At 66.6% G+C, this 16,890-nt stretch carries 16 protein-coding genes; 2 read left to right on the top strand and 14 right to left on the bottom strand.

The features are described 5' to 3' along the window. Positions 1–2 precede the first annotated feature (2 nt). From L0C21_RS03130 to ahcY, 6 genes are all read right to left on the bottom strand, one after another. Positions 3–662, bottom strand: coding sequence for a PD-(D/E)XK nuclease family protein (locus L0C21_RS03130; RefSeq protein WP_259276977.1), 660 nt, complete (start codon positions 660–662; stop codon positions 3–5). Positions 663–989: 327 nt separating this feature from the next. Next, positions 990–1,718, bottom strand: coding sequence for a nucleotidyltransferase family protein (locus L0C21_RS03125; RefSeq protein WP_259276976.1), 729 nt, complete (start codon positions 1,716–1,718; stop codon positions 990–992). Continuing rightward, positions 1,718–2,641, bottom strand: coding sequence for an aminoglycoside phosphotransferase family protein (locus L0C21_RS03120; RefSeq protein WP_259276975.1), 924 nt, complete (start codon positions 2,639–2,641; stop codon positions 1,718–1,720). Before L0C21_RS03120 ends, L0C21_RS03125 begins: the two co-directional genes overlap by 1 nt. Positions 2,642–2,743: 102 nt before the next feature. After that, positions 2,744–3,229 carry a tRNA (adenosine(37)-N6)-threonylcarbamoyltransferase complex ATPase subunit type 1 TsaE gene (gene tsaE, locus L0C21_RS03115; protein ID WP_259276974.1) on the bottom strand — a complete coding sequence of 162 codons (486 nt, stop codon included), beginning with the start codon at positions 3,227–3,229 and terminating at the stop codon, positions 2,744–2,746. A 100-nt stretch (positions 3,230–3,329) separates the two neighbouring features. Beyond that, entirely contained in the window at positions 3,330–5,729 is a 2,400-nt protein-coding gene (locus L0C21_RS03110) for a PAS domain-containing sensor histidine kinase (RefSeq protein ID WP_259276973.1), read from the bottom strand. Between the two features lie 256 nt (positions 5,730–5,985). After that, on the bottom strand, positions 5,986–7,383 hold the full coding sequence (gene ahcY / locus L0C21_RS03105; RefSeq protein ID WP_259276972.1) for an adenosylhomocysteinase: 1,398 nt from the start codon (positions 7,381–7,383) through the stop codon (positions 5,986–5,988). 342 nt (positions 7,384–7,725) lie between these two features. Here ahcY and L0C21_RS03100 point away from each other — a divergent pair, with 342 nt between their 5' ends. After that, positions 7,726–9,009: a cystathionine gamma-synthase family protein gene (locus tag L0C21_RS03100; protein WP_259276971.1), complete on the top strand. Its 1,284-nt coding sequence runs from the start codon at positions 7,726–7,728 to the stop codon at positions 9,007–9,009. Between the two features lie 372 nt (positions 9,010–9,381). Continuing rightward, on the top strand, positions 9,382–10,041 hold the full coding sequence (locus L0C21_RS03095) for a TetR/AcrR family transcriptional regulator (protein WP_259276970.1): 660 nt from the start codon (positions 9,382–9,384) through the stop codon (positions 10,039–10,041). A 35-nt stretch (positions 10,042–10,076) separates the two neighbouring features. Here L0C21_RS03095 and L0C21_RS03090 read toward each other — a convergent pair whose 3' ends face one another. The 8 genes from L0C21_RS03090 to L0C21_RS03055 all read right to left on the bottom strand — a co-directional run bounded on the left by L0C21_RS03090 (position 10,077) and on the right by L0C21_RS03055 (position 16,687). Beyond that, positions 10,077–10,823 carry a hypothetical protein gene (locus L0C21_RS03090; RefSeq protein ID WP_259276969.1) on the bottom strand — a complete coding sequence of 249 codons (747 nt, stop codon included), beginning with the start codon at positions 10,821–10,823 and terminating at the stop codon, positions 10,077–10,079. Positions 10,824–11,156: 333 nt separating this feature from the next. Further along, positions 11,157–11,435, bottom strand: coding sequence for an HPr family phosphocarrier protein (locus L0C21_RS03085; RefSeq protein ID WP_259276968.1), 279 nt, complete (start codon positions 11,433–11,435; stop codon positions 11,157–11,159). Further along, positions 11,435–11,839 carry a PTS sugar transporter subunit IIA gene (locus L0C21_RS03080; RefSeq protein WP_259276967.1) on the bottom strand — a complete coding sequence of 135 codons (405 nt, stop codon included), beginning with the start codon at positions 11,837–11,839 and terminating at the stop codon, positions 11,435–11,437. The genes L0C21_RS03085 and L0C21_RS03080 overlap by 1 nt, the downstream gene beginning before the upstream one ends. Continuing rightward, on the bottom strand, positions 11,836–12,816 hold the full coding sequence (rapZ, locus tag L0C21_RS03075; RefSeq protein WP_259276966.1) for an RNase adapter RapZ: 981 nt from the start codon (positions 12,814–12,816) through the stop codon (positions 11,836–11,838). Before rapZ ends, L0C21_RS03080 begins: the two co-directional genes overlap by 4 nt. 9 nt (positions 12,817–12,825) lie before the next feature. Beyond that, positions 12,826–13,290, bottom strand: a complete 465-nt coding sequence (locus L0C21_RS03070; protein WP_259276965.1) for an HPr kinase/phosphorylase — start codon at positions 13,288–13,290, stop codon at positions 12,826–12,828. Then, positions 13,287–14,903 (bottom strand): stimulus-sensing domain-containing protein, encoded by a 1,617-nt coding sequence (locus L0C21_RS03065; protein WP_259276964.1) that lies wholly within the window; start codon positions 14,901–14,903, stop codon positions 13,287–13,289. The genes L0C21_RS03070 and L0C21_RS03065 overlap by 4 nt, the downstream gene beginning before the upstream one ends. After that, positions 14,900–15,601, bottom strand: a complete 702-nt coding sequence (locus tag L0C21_RS03060; protein WP_259276963.1) for a response regulator transcription factor — start codon at positions 15,599–15,601, stop codon at positions 14,900–14,902. The genes L0C21_RS03065 and L0C21_RS03060 overlap by 4 nt, the downstream gene beginning before the upstream one ends. 225 nt (positions 15,602–15,826) lie before the next feature. Further along, the gene (locus tag L0C21_RS03055; RefSeq protein ID WP_259278802.1) at positions 15,827–16,687 is read right to left on the bottom strand and encodes an alpha/beta fold hydrolase; all 861 of its coding nucleotides are present in this window, start codon (positions 16,685–16,687) and stop codon (positions 15,827–15,829) included. Positions 16,688–16,890 lie beyond the last annotated feature (203 nt).

Below are 16,890 nucleotides of genomic sequence, written 5' to 3'. Positions count from 1 at the left end.
CTTCACCCCTTCCAGCGCCTTGTCCGCCGGGGGAGCTGACGCCAGCGGGTGGTGACGCTGGCGGGCAGCATGGCGATGCGGGCGGCCTCCACCCGGTGGGGTTCGGCATGGCCGTCCCACGGCCACGGCTCCACTTCCTCACGGGCGACGCCCAGGGTGTCGAGCAGCTGCTTCAGGTCCCACTGCGGGTGGCGGGGGTCGACGGCATCCCACGCCTCGTCGTCCAGTTCCAGATCGAGCCCCGGCAGCACCACCATGCCGTTCGGCAAACGGGCGATAACGCGCAAGAGGTCGCTCGCTGCGGGAATGGAGCCGATGGACCCCACCGCCACCACCAGATGGTCCGGCGGACGGTCCATCCAGCGGCGGGTGAGGGCTTCCAGAAGGCGATTGCGCCGGTCGGTCGCGTCGATCAGCCCGCGCTCGGCCAGATGCTGTGGCCAGGCGTCGAGCACGATGGAGAGGAAGCCCAGCGTCATCTGCCAGTGTTCGGCGAGCGTGTCCGGCACAGTTTCGCGAAGCTGGGTGGGGTCCACCCGCTCGATAATGAGCTGGTCGAGCGTGCGGGTAAGCGCCGCCGCCAGCCGGTGCACCTCGGCGGCGGGCGTGTCGGCGCGGCCTTGCGTGGCGAGCCATGCGCGCACCAGGCGGGAGAGCTCCACCTGCCGCTCCACCGTGCCGATGGAGGGGGAATATCGGTTTCCGCCGCGAAATCGTCGATGAAGCTGCCGAGCGCCTCGTCTTCATCGATGTCACCGAAGGGGGTGAGGCGCGGCAGCAGCGTCGCCCGCGCCTCGCTCTGGCGGATCAGCGCCTCGCTCATGGCGCGGGTGGAGCGGCGGTTGGGCAGGAAAATCTGGGCGCGGGCCAGCTGGAGAGGATCGCGTTCGGTCATGGCGTAGACGCCGCGCGCCACCGAATCGACGAACGCCTCGTGGGGCGCGAGGGTGTAGACTCTGGGCCGTCCCGGCTGTTGCTCCGCCATGCCCCTACCCTCGCGTCAGCCGCCGCGTGGCCTCGCCAACGGCTTCCGGCGTGCCGACGTGATGCCACAGCCCGTCATGCACCAGCCCGTAGAGACGCTGCGCGGCCAGCGCCCGGTTGTAGAGCAGGTTCAGCGAAAACGGCCCCTCCGGCAGGTCGGCAAACAGGCGGCGGGAGAGCAGCTGCACGCCGGAGAAGACGTAGTTGGCGGTCAAATCATGGCCGCGCCGGTGCAGGCGGCCGGAGGGCTCGCGGTGAAAGTCCCCCGCCCCGTCGTAGCCCGCAGCCTCCGCCCGGTCGACGACCAGCAACAGCGCGTCCATCCGCGCCGGGTCCCACTCATGGGCGAGGCGGGCGATGGTGTTCTCAGGCCCGTCCAGCCACAGGTTGTCCGCATTGGCGATGAGCAGCGTATCGTCTCTCAGGAGCGGCAGGGCCTTGGCGACGCCGCCGCCGGTCTCCAGCAGTTCGCCCCGTTCGTCGGAGATGAGATATTGCGCCTTGTCGCCTGCTGCCGAGCGGGCGCTCAGATGCGCCTCGATCTGGCCGGCGAGGTAATGGACGTTGACGACGATGGTTTTGACGCCTGCCGCCTCGAAATTGTCGAGCGCGCGGTCGAGCAGCGTGCGGCCTGCCACTTCAATGAGCGGCTTGGGGCAAGCGTCGGTGAGCGGGCGCATCCGGGTGCCGAGGCCCGCCGCCAGCACCATGCCGCAAGTTGGGACTTGGCCCATCAGGCGGCCTCCGCCCAGCGGGCGGCGCGCCATTCGGCGGGCATGTGGGCATCGAACCACGCCTTGACCGGAGCCAAGGCCGGATGCTCCAGATTGCGGGAGAGCAGCGCCCACACGCGCGGCTGGTGGGCGAGGTAACCCGGCTTGCCGTCCCGCTTCCACAGGCGCACGAACACGCCCAAGATGCGGCTGGCCCGCTGTGCGCCCAGCACCGCATAGGCGGTGCGGAAGGCGGCAGGGTCAATCTCTGGCCGGGCGGCCAAATACCGTTCGATCAGCACCGGCTCCAGCCCGGCAGCCACATCCCGGCGCGGGTCCTGCAACAGCGAAACAACGTCATAGGCGGCCGGGGCTTGCAGCGAATCCTGAAAGTCGAGCACGCCGACGTGGCGCAAACCCTCCCGCTCCGGCAGCCACAGGAGGTTGGGCGAGTGGTAATCGAACTGCACCAGCACCGGGCGGTCGTGCCACGCGAGCGGCCACACCGCTTCCCACGCCGCGCGCCACTCGGCGGCCACGCTCTCCTGCACGGGCGAACCGGCGACAGCGGGCCAGTACCATTCCAGCACCAGATCCACCTCGCGCTGCATCCGCTCGTTGGAATAGCGGGGCAGCGCATGGGTGCCATCCGCAACGGGCAGACTGTCCGGCACCGGCTCATTGTGCACCCGCGCCAGCACGTCGGTAGCGGCGGCGTAAAGCTCGGCCTCATCATGCCCCGCCTTGATGGCGGCCACAAAACTGAGATCCCCCAGATCCTCCAGCAGCACGAGGCCGTTTTTGGCATCGACGCCAAGGATGGTCGGCACCGACAGGCCCAGCCCCGCCAGATACTGGCCCACCGCCACGAACGGCTCCACCAGTTCCAGCCCCGGCGGCGCGATCATCAGCACGGCGGTCTTATCGGCTTGGCGCAGGCGCATGTAACGCCGGTGGGAGGCATCGCCCGCCAACGGCAGGATTTCGGCATCCCCCAGCCATGATTGGTGAGAAACTGGTTCATTTCGCTCGGCAACGACATGGGTTTACTCGGCGGAGAGGAAGGGTTGGAACAGGCGCTCGGCCCGCTCTTCCCAAGCGGGCGGCGCGTCAACTGTCAAGGTTCGCCCCTTGCCGTTCGTCGCAGGGGCGAGGGCGAGCCACAGCCGGTCAGCGGGCATGAAACCCTCCATGCGCTCCGGCCATTCGATGAGCGAGAGGGCGGTGTCGAACGCCTCATCCAGCCCCAGCTCCACCGTTTCCTCCGGCTCTTCAAGGCGATAGAGGTCCACGTGCCACACCGGCAGGCGCAAGGGCGGCGCGTCGTAGGTGACGACGATGGTGAAGGTGGGGCTCGGCGCTTCCTCAGCAAGGCCAAGGCTGGAAAGAATCGCCCGGGCCAGCGTGGTCTTGCCCGCCCCCAAATCGCCTGAGAGAGCGAGGATGTCCCCGACGCGCGCCTCCTGGGCGATGGCCGCGCCCAATCGGGCAACGGCGTCGAGGTCGGGCAGGTCGATATGATAGGCGGTCATGTGGAGCAGCGGTCCGGTCACAGGGCGACAAGAGGGGCGATATTCGGCGGCAATACTCAACGCCGGAGCGCCCCAGCGCAAGGCTCATTCGGTGGCGGGTTCACTCCGTAGCGGGCAACGGCTCGCTTGGAGCCTTGCGGGCCAAATGCACCACGACGCGGGTGCCCTGCTCATCGGCTAGAAGTTCGACCGTGCCGCCGTGCATGGCAACGAAGCGGCGCACCAGCGACAGGCCCAGCCCCACCCCGGCCTCGCCGTCGCCCTCAGCGCCGCGCCGGAAGGGGTCAAAGTCCGAAATGCCAGCGCCCGCACCGGAGGTGCCGGTGTCTGCCACTTCGAGCGTGATGCCGTTCACGTTGCCCGAGGCGCGCACGGCGACCCCACCGCCCGGCGGGGTGAAGCGGATGGCATTGGACAGCAGGTTGTAGAGCACCTGCTTCAGGCGGCGTTCGTCGCCTTCGATCACCCCGGCGGATGCATCCACCGCCTGCGTAAGGTGCAAGGTGCGGGCGCGGGCTTGTTCCTCGACCATTTGCACCACGGAGGAGACCATCGGCTCGACCGCCACCTGCGCGATATCGAGCACCAGCGCGCCGGTCTCGATCACCGCCAGGTCGAGCATGTCGTTGATGAGCACCATCAGCCGGTTGGACGAGGTGAGGATGGAGCGCACATAGTCCCGCTGCCGGTCGTTCAGCGTGCCGAAATAGCCCTGGTCCAGCATCTCGGCAAAGCCGATGATGGAGGTGAGCGGCGTCCGCAGCTCGTAGGACACATTGGCGACGAACTGGGACTTGAGCCGGTCCGCCGCCTCCAGCGCCTCGTTGCGCTCGCGCAGGGCCTTTTCCATGTTGGTGGAGGCGGTGACATCGAGGAAGGTGACCAGCGCGTTGCCATCCGGCAGCGGCACGGCCACGTAGTCGATGACCCGGCTGTGCACCAGATGGAAGCGGCCGGTGGAGGGAACCCGCCCCTCGGCGGCCTGCAGCACTACGTCGCGCAGGCGCTGGGCCTGGTCCGCCTGCTCCAGCTGACCGGCCACGTGGGCAGCCAGCTGGTCCACGTGAGGCTGCTCGTCCAGCAGCTCGGGCGGGCACTCCCACAGCGCCTTGAAGCGGGTATTGTGCAGCTCCAGCCGCCCGGACGGGCCGAACACCGCCACCGCTTCATAAAGGTTGTTGAGCGTTGCCGCCTGCACCTTGATGAGCGTGTCACGCGTCGAGCGCAGGCTGAGCTCTTCCGTATAGTCCTCGAACGCCAGCAGGAGCCCGCCGATGGGGTGCGGCTGGGCGATGACGCGCAGCACCGTCTCATCCGGCAGCACCCAGGTTTCCTCCAGCGGCTCCAGCGCCGTCGTAAACCAGCCCAGATGCCGGCGCTTCCATTCGGGGAAGTCGCGCTGCTCGGGCAGGCGATGCTTCTCGCGCATCCGCTCCAGCACCTCGGCCATGGTCGGCCGCACGTCCAGCCACTCGGATTCCAGCTGGAACAGCGTGGCGAAGGCCTTGTTGTGGAAGAACAGGGAGGTATCCGGCCCGAAGATCGCCACGCCCGAAGACAGGCGGTCGAGCGTCTCGTTCTGCGCCTGCTCGTAGCGGGCCAGTTCCGCCCGCGCCTCCTCCCGCTCGGTGATATCGAGCGCAAAACCGCCGACGCCCGCCTGGCCCAGCGGCACGTCGTAGATCTGCAGGGTCCGGCGGTGGCCGTAGAGAATGACGTTTTCCTGGTGCACCTGCGCGGTCTCCAGGTCCCGCGCCCGCTCGGCGGAGAGGGCGGGGGACATGCCCGGCGCATTGCCCACCAGCTCGATGCCCTGCTCGATCACCTGCCGCGCGTCGGCGGCCTCCACCGCGTCCACATAGGCCGCGTTCACATGGGCCAGCTTCAGGTCGGCCCCACGCCGCCACATGGGCAACGGCGCGGCCTGCACCAACGCCTGCGTCGCCGCCAACTCCTGACGGGTGGCCGCCAGCTCGTCCTTCAGCCGGTCCAGCGCCTCCTGCGTTGCCGTGGCGTCGAAGAACCACACGACAACGCCCGTATCCCCCGCCACGTCGATGGGGGCCGCGCGCCCCTCGGCCAGCAGCTGCCGGTCGCCCTTGGCGCTGGAGATGAGCCGCTGGAACGGCCGGGCGGACAGGGAGAGCGCATCGATGTCGCGCACCAGCTGGACATAGTCGCCAACGTCGATGCCGCTGGCGCCCTGCCCCTCCAGCTCTTCAAGGCGGGAGATCTGATGGTCCAGCCCCAGCCAGCTGCGGAGGGAATCCGAGCAGCTGGCCTCGCCGTTCGCGCCGACGACCAGATAGGCGCTGGGCGCGGTTGAAAGGAGGCCATGCAGCCGTCGGCTCCAGCGGGTGGACACCCGGGCCGTCATGATAGCGTTGCTGCCGCGAATGATGGCCCACACGGCCACGGCGAGCCAAGCCGCCGCCACCATGGCCGCCAGCGCCAGGCGCCAGGTTTCGGGAGTCTCGATCACCGGGGCATCAAAAGACACGGGCCGAACCGCATACGGTCGCCAGCGCCTCCACGAGCATCCAGGATCATGCCTCTCCCCTCAACTGTCCGGCAGCATAATCACGCGCACGGCCAGACGGCAAACCAACCATCTTAAAGCGCCGCACCGGACATATGTGCCGGATCGAGGAGCAGGCAGCAAGAGGGGCCGAAGTCGACCCGCGACCCCGACCTCTCAAATAAACTCGATTATTTCTTGTTGCAGAGGGTGTTGGGACCCTCTGCAACCATTGTTTTTAATACCGGTAGTGGTCAGGCTTGAACGGACCCTGCTGCGGCACGCCGATGTAGGCGGCCTGCTTGTCGGAAAGCTGGGTCAGCTTCACGCCCAGCTTGGCCAGGTGCAGCGCCGCCACCTTCTCGTCGAGGTGCTTCGGCAGGGTGTAGACCTTGTTCTCGTAGGAAGCGTTGTTGGTCCACAGCTCGATCTGGGCCAGCGTCTGGTTGGTGAAGCTGGCGGACATGACGAAGCTGGGGTGGCCGGTGGCGCAGCCCAGGTTCACGAGGCGGCCTTCAGCCAGCAGGATGATGCGCTTGCCGTCGGGGAACTCGATCTCGTCCACCTGCGGCTTGACGTTGTGCCACTTGTAGTTCTTGAGCGCGCCCACCTGGATCTCGCTGTCGAAGTGGCCGATGTTGCAGACGATGGCACGGTCCTTCATCGCCCGCATGTGGTCGAGCGTAATCACGTCCACGTTGCCGGTGGCGGTGACGAAGATGTCGCCGCGCGGCGCGGCGTCTTCCATGGTCACCACTTCATAGCCTTCCATCGCCGCCTGCAGGGCGCAGATGGGGTCGACTTCCGTCACCAGCACGCGCGCGCCGCCCGAGCGCAGCGAGGCGGCCGAGCCCTTGCCCACGTCGCCGTAGCCGGCAACCACGGCCACCTTGCCCGCCAGCATCACGTCCGTCGCGCGGCGGATGCCGTCAACGAGGCTCTCGCGGCAGCCGTAGAGGTTATCGAACTTGGACTTGGTGACGCTGTCGTTCACGTTGATCGCCGGGAACGGCAGGCGGCTGTCCTTGGCCATCTGATAGAGGCGGTGGACGCCGGTGGTCGTCTCTTCCGACACGCCCTTGATGGCTTCGCGGCACTTGGCGAAGAAGCCGGGGCGCTCTTCGTTCACGCGGCGGATGAGGGCGAAGAGAACCTCTTCTTCCTCATTGGAAGGGTTCGCGATCTTGGAAGGATCCTTCTCCGCTTCCGCGCCGAGGATGACGAGCACGGTGGCGTCGCCGCCGTCGTCCAGAATGAGGTTCGGCGTGCCGCCATCGCCCCATTCCATGATCTTCAGCACGAAATCCCAGTATTCCTTCAAGCTCTCGCCCTTGAAGGCAAACACCGGCACGCCCGCCTCGGCGATGGCGGCGGCGGCGTGGTCCTGCGTCGAGAAGATGTTGCATGAGGCCCAGCGGATGTCCGCGCCCAGCGCCTTCAGCGTCTCGATGAGCACGGCGGTCTGGATGGTCATGTGCAGGCAGCCGGCGATGCGCGCGCCCTTCAGCGGCTGCTTCGCGCCATATTCGTCCCGCAGCGCCATGAGGCCGGGCATCTCGGTTTCGGCAATGGCGATTTCCTTGCGCCCCCAGCCGGCAAGGCTGATGTCTTTGACCACATAGTCGGTAAAGGCCACGGATGAACTCCCTCGTGCTGACAAGCGCCGGGCGGCAAGTAGAGCGGCCATCGCCGCTCCCCCGCGTCCCCGAGCAACATTGTTGCTCTTGTGGCAGCAGCGCAGACGGCATGCAAGCATAAAGATATCTTTATGTTCTGAGCCGGCCCCATCATGGCCTGGTCCCGTGCAGCCAAGGCGCAGGCCGTTCGTTGCTTGGGAAGGGCTTGTGGCAAAATGCCCGCAGGGCCATGCAAATAAAGAGAAAACACGCGGCTCCGCCGGCAGTTTCGCTCTGGCCGCCGCCCAGCTTTTCCCATCATAGTCGGTTTATGTTTCAGGACTCTGTCGGAAGGCACCCGCATGACATACGAGACCTATCACAAGCAGAAGGTCGGTCAGCATATCCTGCACCCCGAAACCCAGATGATGGGCTACGGCTATGACCCGCACCTGTCGGAAGGGGCGCTGAAGCCGCCCGTGTTCCTCACCTCCACCTTCGTGTTCAGGAACGCGCAGGAGGGGAAGGACTTCTTCGACTACGCCTCCGGCCGCCGCGAGCCGCCCGCCGGCACCTCCGCCGGCCTTGTCTATTCCCGCTTCAACAACCCGAACCTCGAGGTTCTGGAAGACCGGCTGGCGTTGTGGGACGGGGCACAGACTGCCGCCGTCTTCGCCTCGGGCATGGCGGCCATTGCAACGACCCTGCTGGCCTACCTGCGCCCAGGCGATTCCATCCTTATCAGCCGGCCGCTCTACGGCGGCACCGAAGGGCTGGTGGACAAGGTGATGCCGCAGTTCGGCATCAACGTCTTCGGCTTCACCGACGGCTGCTCGGCGGACGAGGTGCGCGAGGCGGCGCAGGCTGCCCGCGCCAAGGGCCGCGTCGGCCTCATTCTGGTGGAGACGCCCGCCAACCCCACCAACGGCCTCGTCGACCTCCAGCTGATGGCCGCCGTTGCCGATGAGCTGGGCCAGGCCCAGGGTTTCCGCCCGCCGGTGGCGGTCGATAACACCTTCCTCGGCCCGGTCTACCAGCAGCCGCTCCAGCTGGGGGCGGATCTGGTGCTCTACAGCCTCACCAAATATGCGGGCGGCCACTCGGACCTGGTGGCGGGGGCCGTCACCGGACCGAAGACATGGGTAGGCCCGGTCAAGGCGCTGCGCGGCGCGCTCGGCACCCAGGCCGACCCCAACACCGCGTGGATGCTCATGCGCTCGCTTGAAACCCTGTCGCTGCGGATGGAGCGGGCCAACACCAACGCCGCCGCCATCGCCGCCTACCTGAAGGACCATCCCAAGGTCGCCTCGGTGAACTACCTCGGCTTCCTCCAGGCGGGCGATCCGCGCAAGGCGGTCTATGATCGCCAGTGCAAGGCGCCGGGCTCCACCTTCTCCTTCTACGTGAAGGGCGGCGAGCCGGAGGCCTTCCGCTTCCTCGATGCGCTTCAGGTCATCAAGCTGGCGGTGTCGCTGGGCGGCACGGAATCCCTGTGCTCCCACCCGGCCTCCACTACCCACTCCGGTATCCCGGCAGAGCAGCGCGCCCGCTCGGGCGTCACCGACGCCATGATCCGCCTGTCGGTGGGCATCGAGAACCCGGACGATCTCATCGCCGATCTGGAGCAGGCGCTGGCCGCCATCTGAGGCGCCGGATAAGGGTAACGGGCGCGGGCAGCCTGCCTGCCTCGCCCGCCCCTGCCGCCCTATTGTCTTCCGTTGCAATCTTCCCCTGCGCGCCCCCTACTCTGGTAGGCCGCGCCCTGCGTTGGCAGGTGCGCTTCTTCCGGCGCATCCCCTGAAAAACCGTGCGAAAACGGAAAAGAGGCGAAGCCTGCCGGGCAGCGCTTCCCCGGCCTGCTACAATTTTTCTCTTTCATTTCTTCTAGCAAATAGGTTTAGGTCCCGGCCCATTGTTTGGCATTTGAGTGAAAGACGGCTGTGAACGACCCCCGATCCTCAGCTTTCCTCCATTGCCCGCGCTCCAACAGGCGCAGCGTTGTCTAGCGGAGCCCGGCCATGGTTACTATTTCCCCTTCCGAGGAAGCGGCAAGCGCCGATGCCTCGGCCACAACCCGCATGCGCCTGCTCCTGGCTGCGATCGAGCTGATCGGCGAGCACGGCGTCGAGGGCACCTCCCTGCGCCGGATCAACGAACTGGCGGAGTGCCGGAACTCCAGCGCGGTCCACTATCACTTCGGCGGCCGGGAGAAGCTGATCGGCGCGGCGATGGAATTCATCGGCTCGCGTTGGGAAACGGACACGCTGACATCCCACGGCATTACCTCAACCGAAGCGCTGATCGAGGCCGTTGGCAAGTCGCTGCTGGATATGCGGAACAACATGCCCTGGGGCTACAACGCCATCCGCTTCATGCAGCGGCTGATCGCCGAGCGCGACCCCAAGGTGCAGGCATTGTGGCGTACCCACTTCGGCCAGCACCTGGAGCCGCTGCTGAATGCCTTTCAGGCGCTGAACCCGCATCTCGAGGAAAGGATCGTTCGCCTGCGGCTCATCTTTGCGCTGGTTTGCCTGATTAACAGCATTGCGGGGCTGGATGGCTACTACCGCACCGCTTTGGGCGATGTGCGGGGGGCGCGCACCGACGCGCAGATGGTGGACGAGGTTATCGCCTTCATCACTCGCGGGTTGGGCGCGCCGCAGCTTGAGCATGCCTGACACGGCAGGCCGGCCTCGCACGGCAGGCTTAAACGTCAGCCCGCCTTGAAGCCGGCCCGCTCCAGCCCCTGGTCGATCAGTTCGTCGGTGACACGCAGGGTCTGGCCGATTTCGATGTGCGCCATCTCGCGGAACAGGGTGCGGGCGCGCTGCCGGTCCACCGTCGTCTTGGAGGGGAACACCTTGACCGGTTCATCCGGGCCGATGCCGAGCGCCGTGGCGATGCGGTGGGCGTATTTGTCCACCAGTCCCCACATGGTGCTGCACTTGTCCGTCTTGCGTCCCTTCTCGCGACAGGCGGGGCTGAGGATGTAGCGGGTCATGATTTCGCGGGGCGTCCGCAGGTTGTGCTTGAAGCGGTAGGCGTGCAGCGTGATCGCGATGGCCCGGGCCGCGTAAACCGGGTCCTGAAACACCGCCAGGCGCTGCTCGCCCACCTTGGCCTGCCCTTCCCACTGGGTGCCCTTGAGGCACCAGTAGTTGTTGTACTGGTAGCAGGGTTGGCGGGTCACGGTGTCGGGCAGCGCGTCTTCATCCGCCTGCACGTATTTGCCGTCCGGCTGGCGCATGAGCAGCGGCAGGGCATCCTGCGCCGCAGGCGCGGCCGTTGCGGCAGCCGTTGCCGTGGCCGAGGCGGCATCAGCGGTTTCGACGGGGGCTGCGGTTTCAGCGGAAGCCGGGGTTTGAGCAATTGCGGAGGTCGATGCGGCGGCCAGGACAATCGCGGTGGCCAGACCGGCCTGGAGTGCAATTGACCTGAAAGCTGACGGTAGAGGCCGCATAAGGGTCTCTCCTTCCAGTTGATCCCTTGGCCTGCCGCCGAAGCGGCAGTTTACAGGCAACAGGCACGCATAAGCGCCCGCCCCATTCCGGATGTGTACGCAGAACGATTGACGGGTTCTGACGAAAAAAGCCAGCCAGTGCAAGCCGATCCCGAAAAAGCCCGGAAAACCGGGCAATATGGAGGGACGAAACCTCTCGGCAAAGGATCGGTTCCATGCGGAATCCCGCGCCTGGCGCAGTGTGTCAGGCGCGCATCAGCCGATCCGCGAGCAGAACGGTAGGAAGGGGGGAAGGAAGGAGAATTGCGAGGGGGAAAACTCCCGCGCCTCGCTTTACTCTTCGTTGAACTTGGCCTCGACCAGCGCCACCAGCGCCGAGAGCGCCTCGCCGGCCTGGCGGCCGGAGGCGTTGATGGTGATGTCCTCGCCAATGCCGGCGGCCAGCATCATCAGGCCCATGATGGAGGTGCCGGCGACCTTGGCGCCATCCTTGCAGACTTGCACGTTCGCATCGAACTGGGAGGCGAGCGTGACGAACTTGGCCGACGCCCGCGCGTGCAGGCCGCGCTTGTTGAGGATCGTAACCGTCTTTGACAGCTCCAGCGTTTCCATCAGGAGACACCCGCGAGAATCTTGGAAGCAACGGAAATATATTTACGCCCGGCTTCCTGGGCGGCTTCAACCGCGGCCGTTACGTCGCAGGTGCGCCGTACGGTCGCCAGCTTGATGAGCATGGGCAGGTTGATGCCCGCGATCACCTCCACATTGGGCTTGCCCATGAGTGAGATGGCAAGATTCGACGGCGTGCCGCCGAACATGTCGGTCAGCAGGATGACGCCGGAGCCGGCATCCACCGCCTCCACTGCCTGGGCGATATCCTGCCGGCGGGCTTCCATGTCGTCCTCGGGGCCGATGCAGATGGCCTTCACGGCCTCCTGCGGCCCGACAACATGTTCCATGGCCGAGACGAACTCGGCCGCAAGCCGGCCGTGGGTGACCAGCACCAGTCCGATCATACGCTGATACTCTCTGCTTTTTCGGTCAGGGATTGCTCCGCGCCCTGGGTCTGGGACCGCAGGTCGCGATGCACGATGGAAAGGACGTGCCCCTCGTTTCTGAGGACTGCCGCCATGCGCTCCGCAACAAACACCGAGCGGTGCTTGCCGCCCGTGCATCCGAAAGCGACGGTCAGATAGGCCTTTCCTTCCTTCCGGTAAAGCGGAAGAAGGTACGAGATCACGTCATGAAACTTGTCGAAGGCGGGGGCGAAGTTGGGGTCGGCCTCGATATACTGGCCCACGCCGTCGTCCTGCCCGGTCAAGGGGCGCAGATCCTCTACCCAGTGCGGGTTGGAGAGGAAGCGCATGTCGAACACCAGGTCGGCATCGCGCGGGATGCCGCGCGCATAGCCGAAGGACATGATGGTCAGCGTCATGTCGCTGGAGCGGGCCAGCGCGAACCGGCTGGAGAGCGCATGGCGCAGCTGGCGCGAGGAATACTGGGTGGTGTCGAGCACCACGTCAGCCCAGCGCCGCAGCGGCGCGAGCAGCTCCCGTTCGCGGGCGATGCCGTCCTGCACCGGCCGGTCGAGCGCCAGCGGATGGCGACGGCGCGTCTCGGAAAAACGGCGGCTCAACTCTTCGCCCGAGCAGTCGAGGAACAGAACGCTGACCGCAATGTTCTCCCTGTCGCGCAGGTCCTTCAGCGTCTGGACAATCTGTTCGGCGTCAAAGGCGCGCGTGCGGCTGTCGATGCCGAGCGCGATGGGACGATCCGGCGCATGATCGCCGGTATCCTCCGTCGCCAGCAGCTTGGTCAGCAGGCTGATGGGCAGGTTGTCGACGGCCTCATAACCCAGGTCCTCAAGCACCTTGAGGGCCGAGGATTTTCCGGCGCCCGACATGCCGGTGACCAGCAGAAGCCGGGTTGTCGGTTGCCGATCGGCGCCCTGGGCAGGGCTCACCTGAACAGGGCTCAGGGGCTGTTGAGACATATCCCTCACTTATAGCGGAAGTGGCCCGCCGCTCAAAGCCATCTCCACCTTGAGCGGCGAGTCGTCGCGTAAAGCATCCATTACGATCAACGGCACAGTGACGCCCAACATCTCCCATTCTTTGGGTTCTGGCAACCGCTCGTCCTCCCGGCCGAGACGGACCGTAAGAACAAGAGGAATATTGCGCCGGAAGGGCAGGCGAAAAATGCCAAGGCCGCGCACTTCGATGAGCCCGGCGATTCGCCGGGGCGGGGTCGCGACCAGCGCGTCGCCCGCGCGAGTCAGCAGCGTGTAGTCGTCCGCCACCAGCATCGCGCCCCGGTCAATAAGACGCAGGGCAAGGCTTGATTTGCCCGTGCCCGGCTCGCCCATGATGAGCACACCCCGGCCGTGGCAGGAAACGCAGCTGGCGTGCTGAAGCACGCCGTCCTCAGCGCCGGCGCCGATGGCGGGGACCTCTTCCGGGCCGGTCATTTTCCTGCCTCCCGGCCGGGGCGGGAAGCCGCCGGCAGGTCCACCGTGAAGCGCGCGCCCAGAACCGCGTCGCCCTGCACCCGGTTGGCGGCGGTAATGTGCCCGCCATGGGCCTCCACCACCTGCTTGGAAATGGCGAGCCCCAGCCCCGAGTGCTGGCCGAAGTCCTCGCCAGAGGGCCGCTCGGAATAGAAGCGCTTGAAGATGTTCTCCTCGGTCCCCTCGGGGATGCCGGGGCCGTCGTCGTCCACCATGAGCCGCACCGTCCGGTCGTCCACGGTGAGCATAACGCGCACGCTGCCTCCTTCGGGCGAGAAGGAAACCGCATTGTCGATGAGATTGCGCGCCACCTGCCCCAGCCGCGTCTCCAGCCCCATGACCATGGCCGTGCCGGGGCGCGGGCCCGCATAGGCGATGGTGACGTTGCGCTGCTTGGCGTTCAATCGCTGCACTTCGATGAGGGTGGAGATCATCTGGCCAAGATCCACCGGCTCGAAGCGGGCGCGGGACAGCTCGGCGTCCATGCGCGAGGCATCGGAAATATCGGTGATAAGCCGATCAAGTCGCTGCACGTCGCCCTGGATGATGCCCAGCAGCTGCTTCTGGAGCGCCGGGTCCTTCACCCGTTCCAGCGTCTCGACCGCGCTGCGGAGCGAGCTGAGCGGGTTCTTGATTTCATGGCTCACGTCCGCCGCGAATGCCTCGATGGCGTCCATCCGCAGGTGCAGCGCCTGGGTCATATCCGAAAGGGCGCGGGCGAGCTGGCCGATCTCGTCGGTGCGCTTCGGCAGCCGCGGCACGATCACGTCCCGCGCGCGGCCCTGGCGCACCCGGTCCGCCGCACGGGCCAGCCGCCGGATCGGCCGCACGATGGTGCGGGCGAGGAAGAACGACACGAGCACGGTGAGCGCCAACACCAGGCAGAAGATCTTGAACGAGGCCAGCCGCTCGGCGCGCACCACCTTGGTGATGTCCCGCGTGTCGGCGGTCAGCACGACGACGCCCATCACCCGCTGCACCCGCTGGATCGGCTCGGCGACGCTCACCACCACCGTGCCCGCCTCGCTGAGCCGCAGCTGGCTGGCGGCATCGCCCCGCGCGGCAGCGCTCACCTCTGGCAGGCGGAACGTCTCTCTGGATGGCAGGTCCCGGTAGGGCTCCAGCCGGGGCGCGGCGGCAACCAGTTCGACCATGCGGTCGAGCCAGAGCGCGACCTTGCGCCGCCAGCCGGGCTTGAGCTGGGTACGGATGACGGCCCGGTCGGGCAGCATGTTGCTGTCGATGACGGTGCGGCCATCAGGCAGGAATACCTGAATGCGCGCCTGCGTCGCCTCCGCCAGCCGGGTGACGAGATCGGCGGCGCGCGTCGGGTCGAGCGTGGGGGTTTCCGGCGTGAGCGCCGCCAGCTCCGACAGGCTGCCGGCCATCAGCGAGGCCTGGGTCTGCATCTCGTCCCGCCGCTGCTCGATCAGCCGGTTGCGGAATTCATCGAGATAGAAGATGCCGCCCGCCAGCATGAGCACGGCGAAGAGGTTGACGGCGAGGATGCGGGCCGTCAGCGGAGAGATGGACCGCTCCCGCGCTTGCGGGCGAAAGGCGAGCGCCGGTTTCATTCGTTGAACCGGTAGCCCACGCCGTAAAGGGTCTCGATGCTCTTGAAGTCGCCGTCCACCGCGCGAAACTTCTTGCGAAGGCGCTTGATGTGGCTGTCGATGGTGCGATCGTCCACATAGACATCATCGCTGTAGGCCGCGTCCATCAGCTGGTCGCGCGACTTCACGAAGCCGGGACGCTGGGCCAGCGCCTGCAGGATGAGGAATTCGGTAACGGTGAGCGAGACCTCCTTGCCGTCCCACGTCACCTCATGCTTGGCCGGGTACATGGCGAGGCGGCCGCGGATCATCGCCTGCTCCTCGGGCTCGGCGGCGAGATCCGGGTCGTTGCGCGAGGCGGAGCGGCGCAGCACGGCGCGGATGCGCTCGATGAGCAGCCGCTGCGAGAACGGCTTGCCGATGTAGTCGTCCGCGCCCATGGCAAGGCCCAGCGCCTCGTCGATCTCATCATCCTTGGAGGTGAGGAAGATCACCGGCAGCTTGGACTTCTCCCGCAGGCGGCGCAGCAGCTCCATGCCGTCCATGCGGGGCATCTTGATGTCCAGCACCGCCAGGTCGGGCGGGTTGTCGAGCAAGGCCTTCAGCGCCGACGCGCCGTCGGAATAGACGCGTACGGTGAAACCCTCCGCCTGCAACGCAATGCTGACGGAGGTGAGAATGTTGCGGTCATCATCAACCAGGGCAATCGTGGCGTTCACGCCGTCACATCCTTAACGCTTGTGGGCCACACATCTTGCGTGTCTGTCTATTTGCCCGCTCAAGCGCCTTGCTGCAAGGCCGCGCTCCCCGCAGGTGCAGAGAAGCGCATGGAAATTATGAAAGATGCCGGAGGAACCCGTTCCCAGACGCGCGGAGGCGCGCAGTCAATGAGATGCAGGGGAAACTCGTTCCCCCTGCAATAAAACCAGAACCTTGAAACCAGACTATGCCGCCAGATGGGCGAGGAACGCATCGATCGCGGCGATGGAGTCCGGCTCCTCCAGCGAGGGGGCGTGGCCGACGCCGGGCACGGTAACGCCGGTGACGTGAGCCCCGCGCGCCGTCATGCGGGCGAGGGTTTTGTCGCTGAGGATGTCGGACGTCTCGCCGCGCAGCACGGTGACCGGCAGGCCGGCCAGCGCATCGAAGGCGGGCCACAGATCGACGCCGGCCGAGCCGTTGGGCAGTTTGAACGGCACCGCGAGGTTGGGGTCGTAATCGGGCACGATACGCCCGCTCGGGTGCAGGTAGCAGGTGCGCTTGGCCATGCGGAGCCAGTCGTCCATGGTGTAGTGGGGGTAGACCTCGGCGTTGAGGTCGCGGATCGCCCAGGCCGCATGTATCCAGGTGGGCCAGGGGCCCATCTTGCCCACGTAGCTGCCGATGCGCTCCAGCCCCGCCGCCTCGATTTCCGGCCCCACGTCGTTGAGCAGCACGCCCGCCAGATGCTGCTTGAGCGTGCCCGCCATCAGCATGGCGATGATGCCCCCTAAGGACGTGCCGATGACCGCGACCCTGCCCGGCTTTTCGGCGGCGATCAGCGCCTCCACGTCGCGCAGGTAGGTGAGCGGCACGTAGGTGAGCGGGTCCTTGGCGTAGGCCGAATCCCCCCGCCCCCGCAGATCGAGGCACCAGACGCGCCATTGGCCCGCCAGCCGCCCGGCCACGCCCTCGAAGTCGCGGGCGTTGCGGGTGAGGCCCGGAATGCACAGCACGATCGGCCGCTCGTCAGGCCCGGCGTAGTCGCGGTAGTGCAGCCTCAGCCCGTCGTGGGACCAGTAGTAGCGATCCTCGTAAGCGGCCATCTCCTCCCCCCACGGGTTTTGGATCAGCATCATTCATCGGCGCGTCCTCCCCTCCCCCTAGGTTTAGCCCCGGCCCGCCGCCTGCCGGAAGCCTTTTTGTGCACGGAACCTCCCCCCGGCAGGCCGCGCTAAATCGCATGGGCCGCCGCAAGGGTGGTCGCGTCGATGAAACCGAGGCGTTATGAACAACCCGGCGCCCCATC

The sequence above is a fragment of the Pedomonas mirosovicensis genome, assembly GCF_022569295.1.
GTDB lineage: Bacteria > Pseudomonadota > Alphaproteobacteria > Sphingomonadales > Sphingomonadaceae > Pedomonas > Pedomonas mirosovicensis.
Note: the sequence above shows the minus strand (reverse complement) of the source record. Positions and strands in the feature narration are given on the sequence as shown.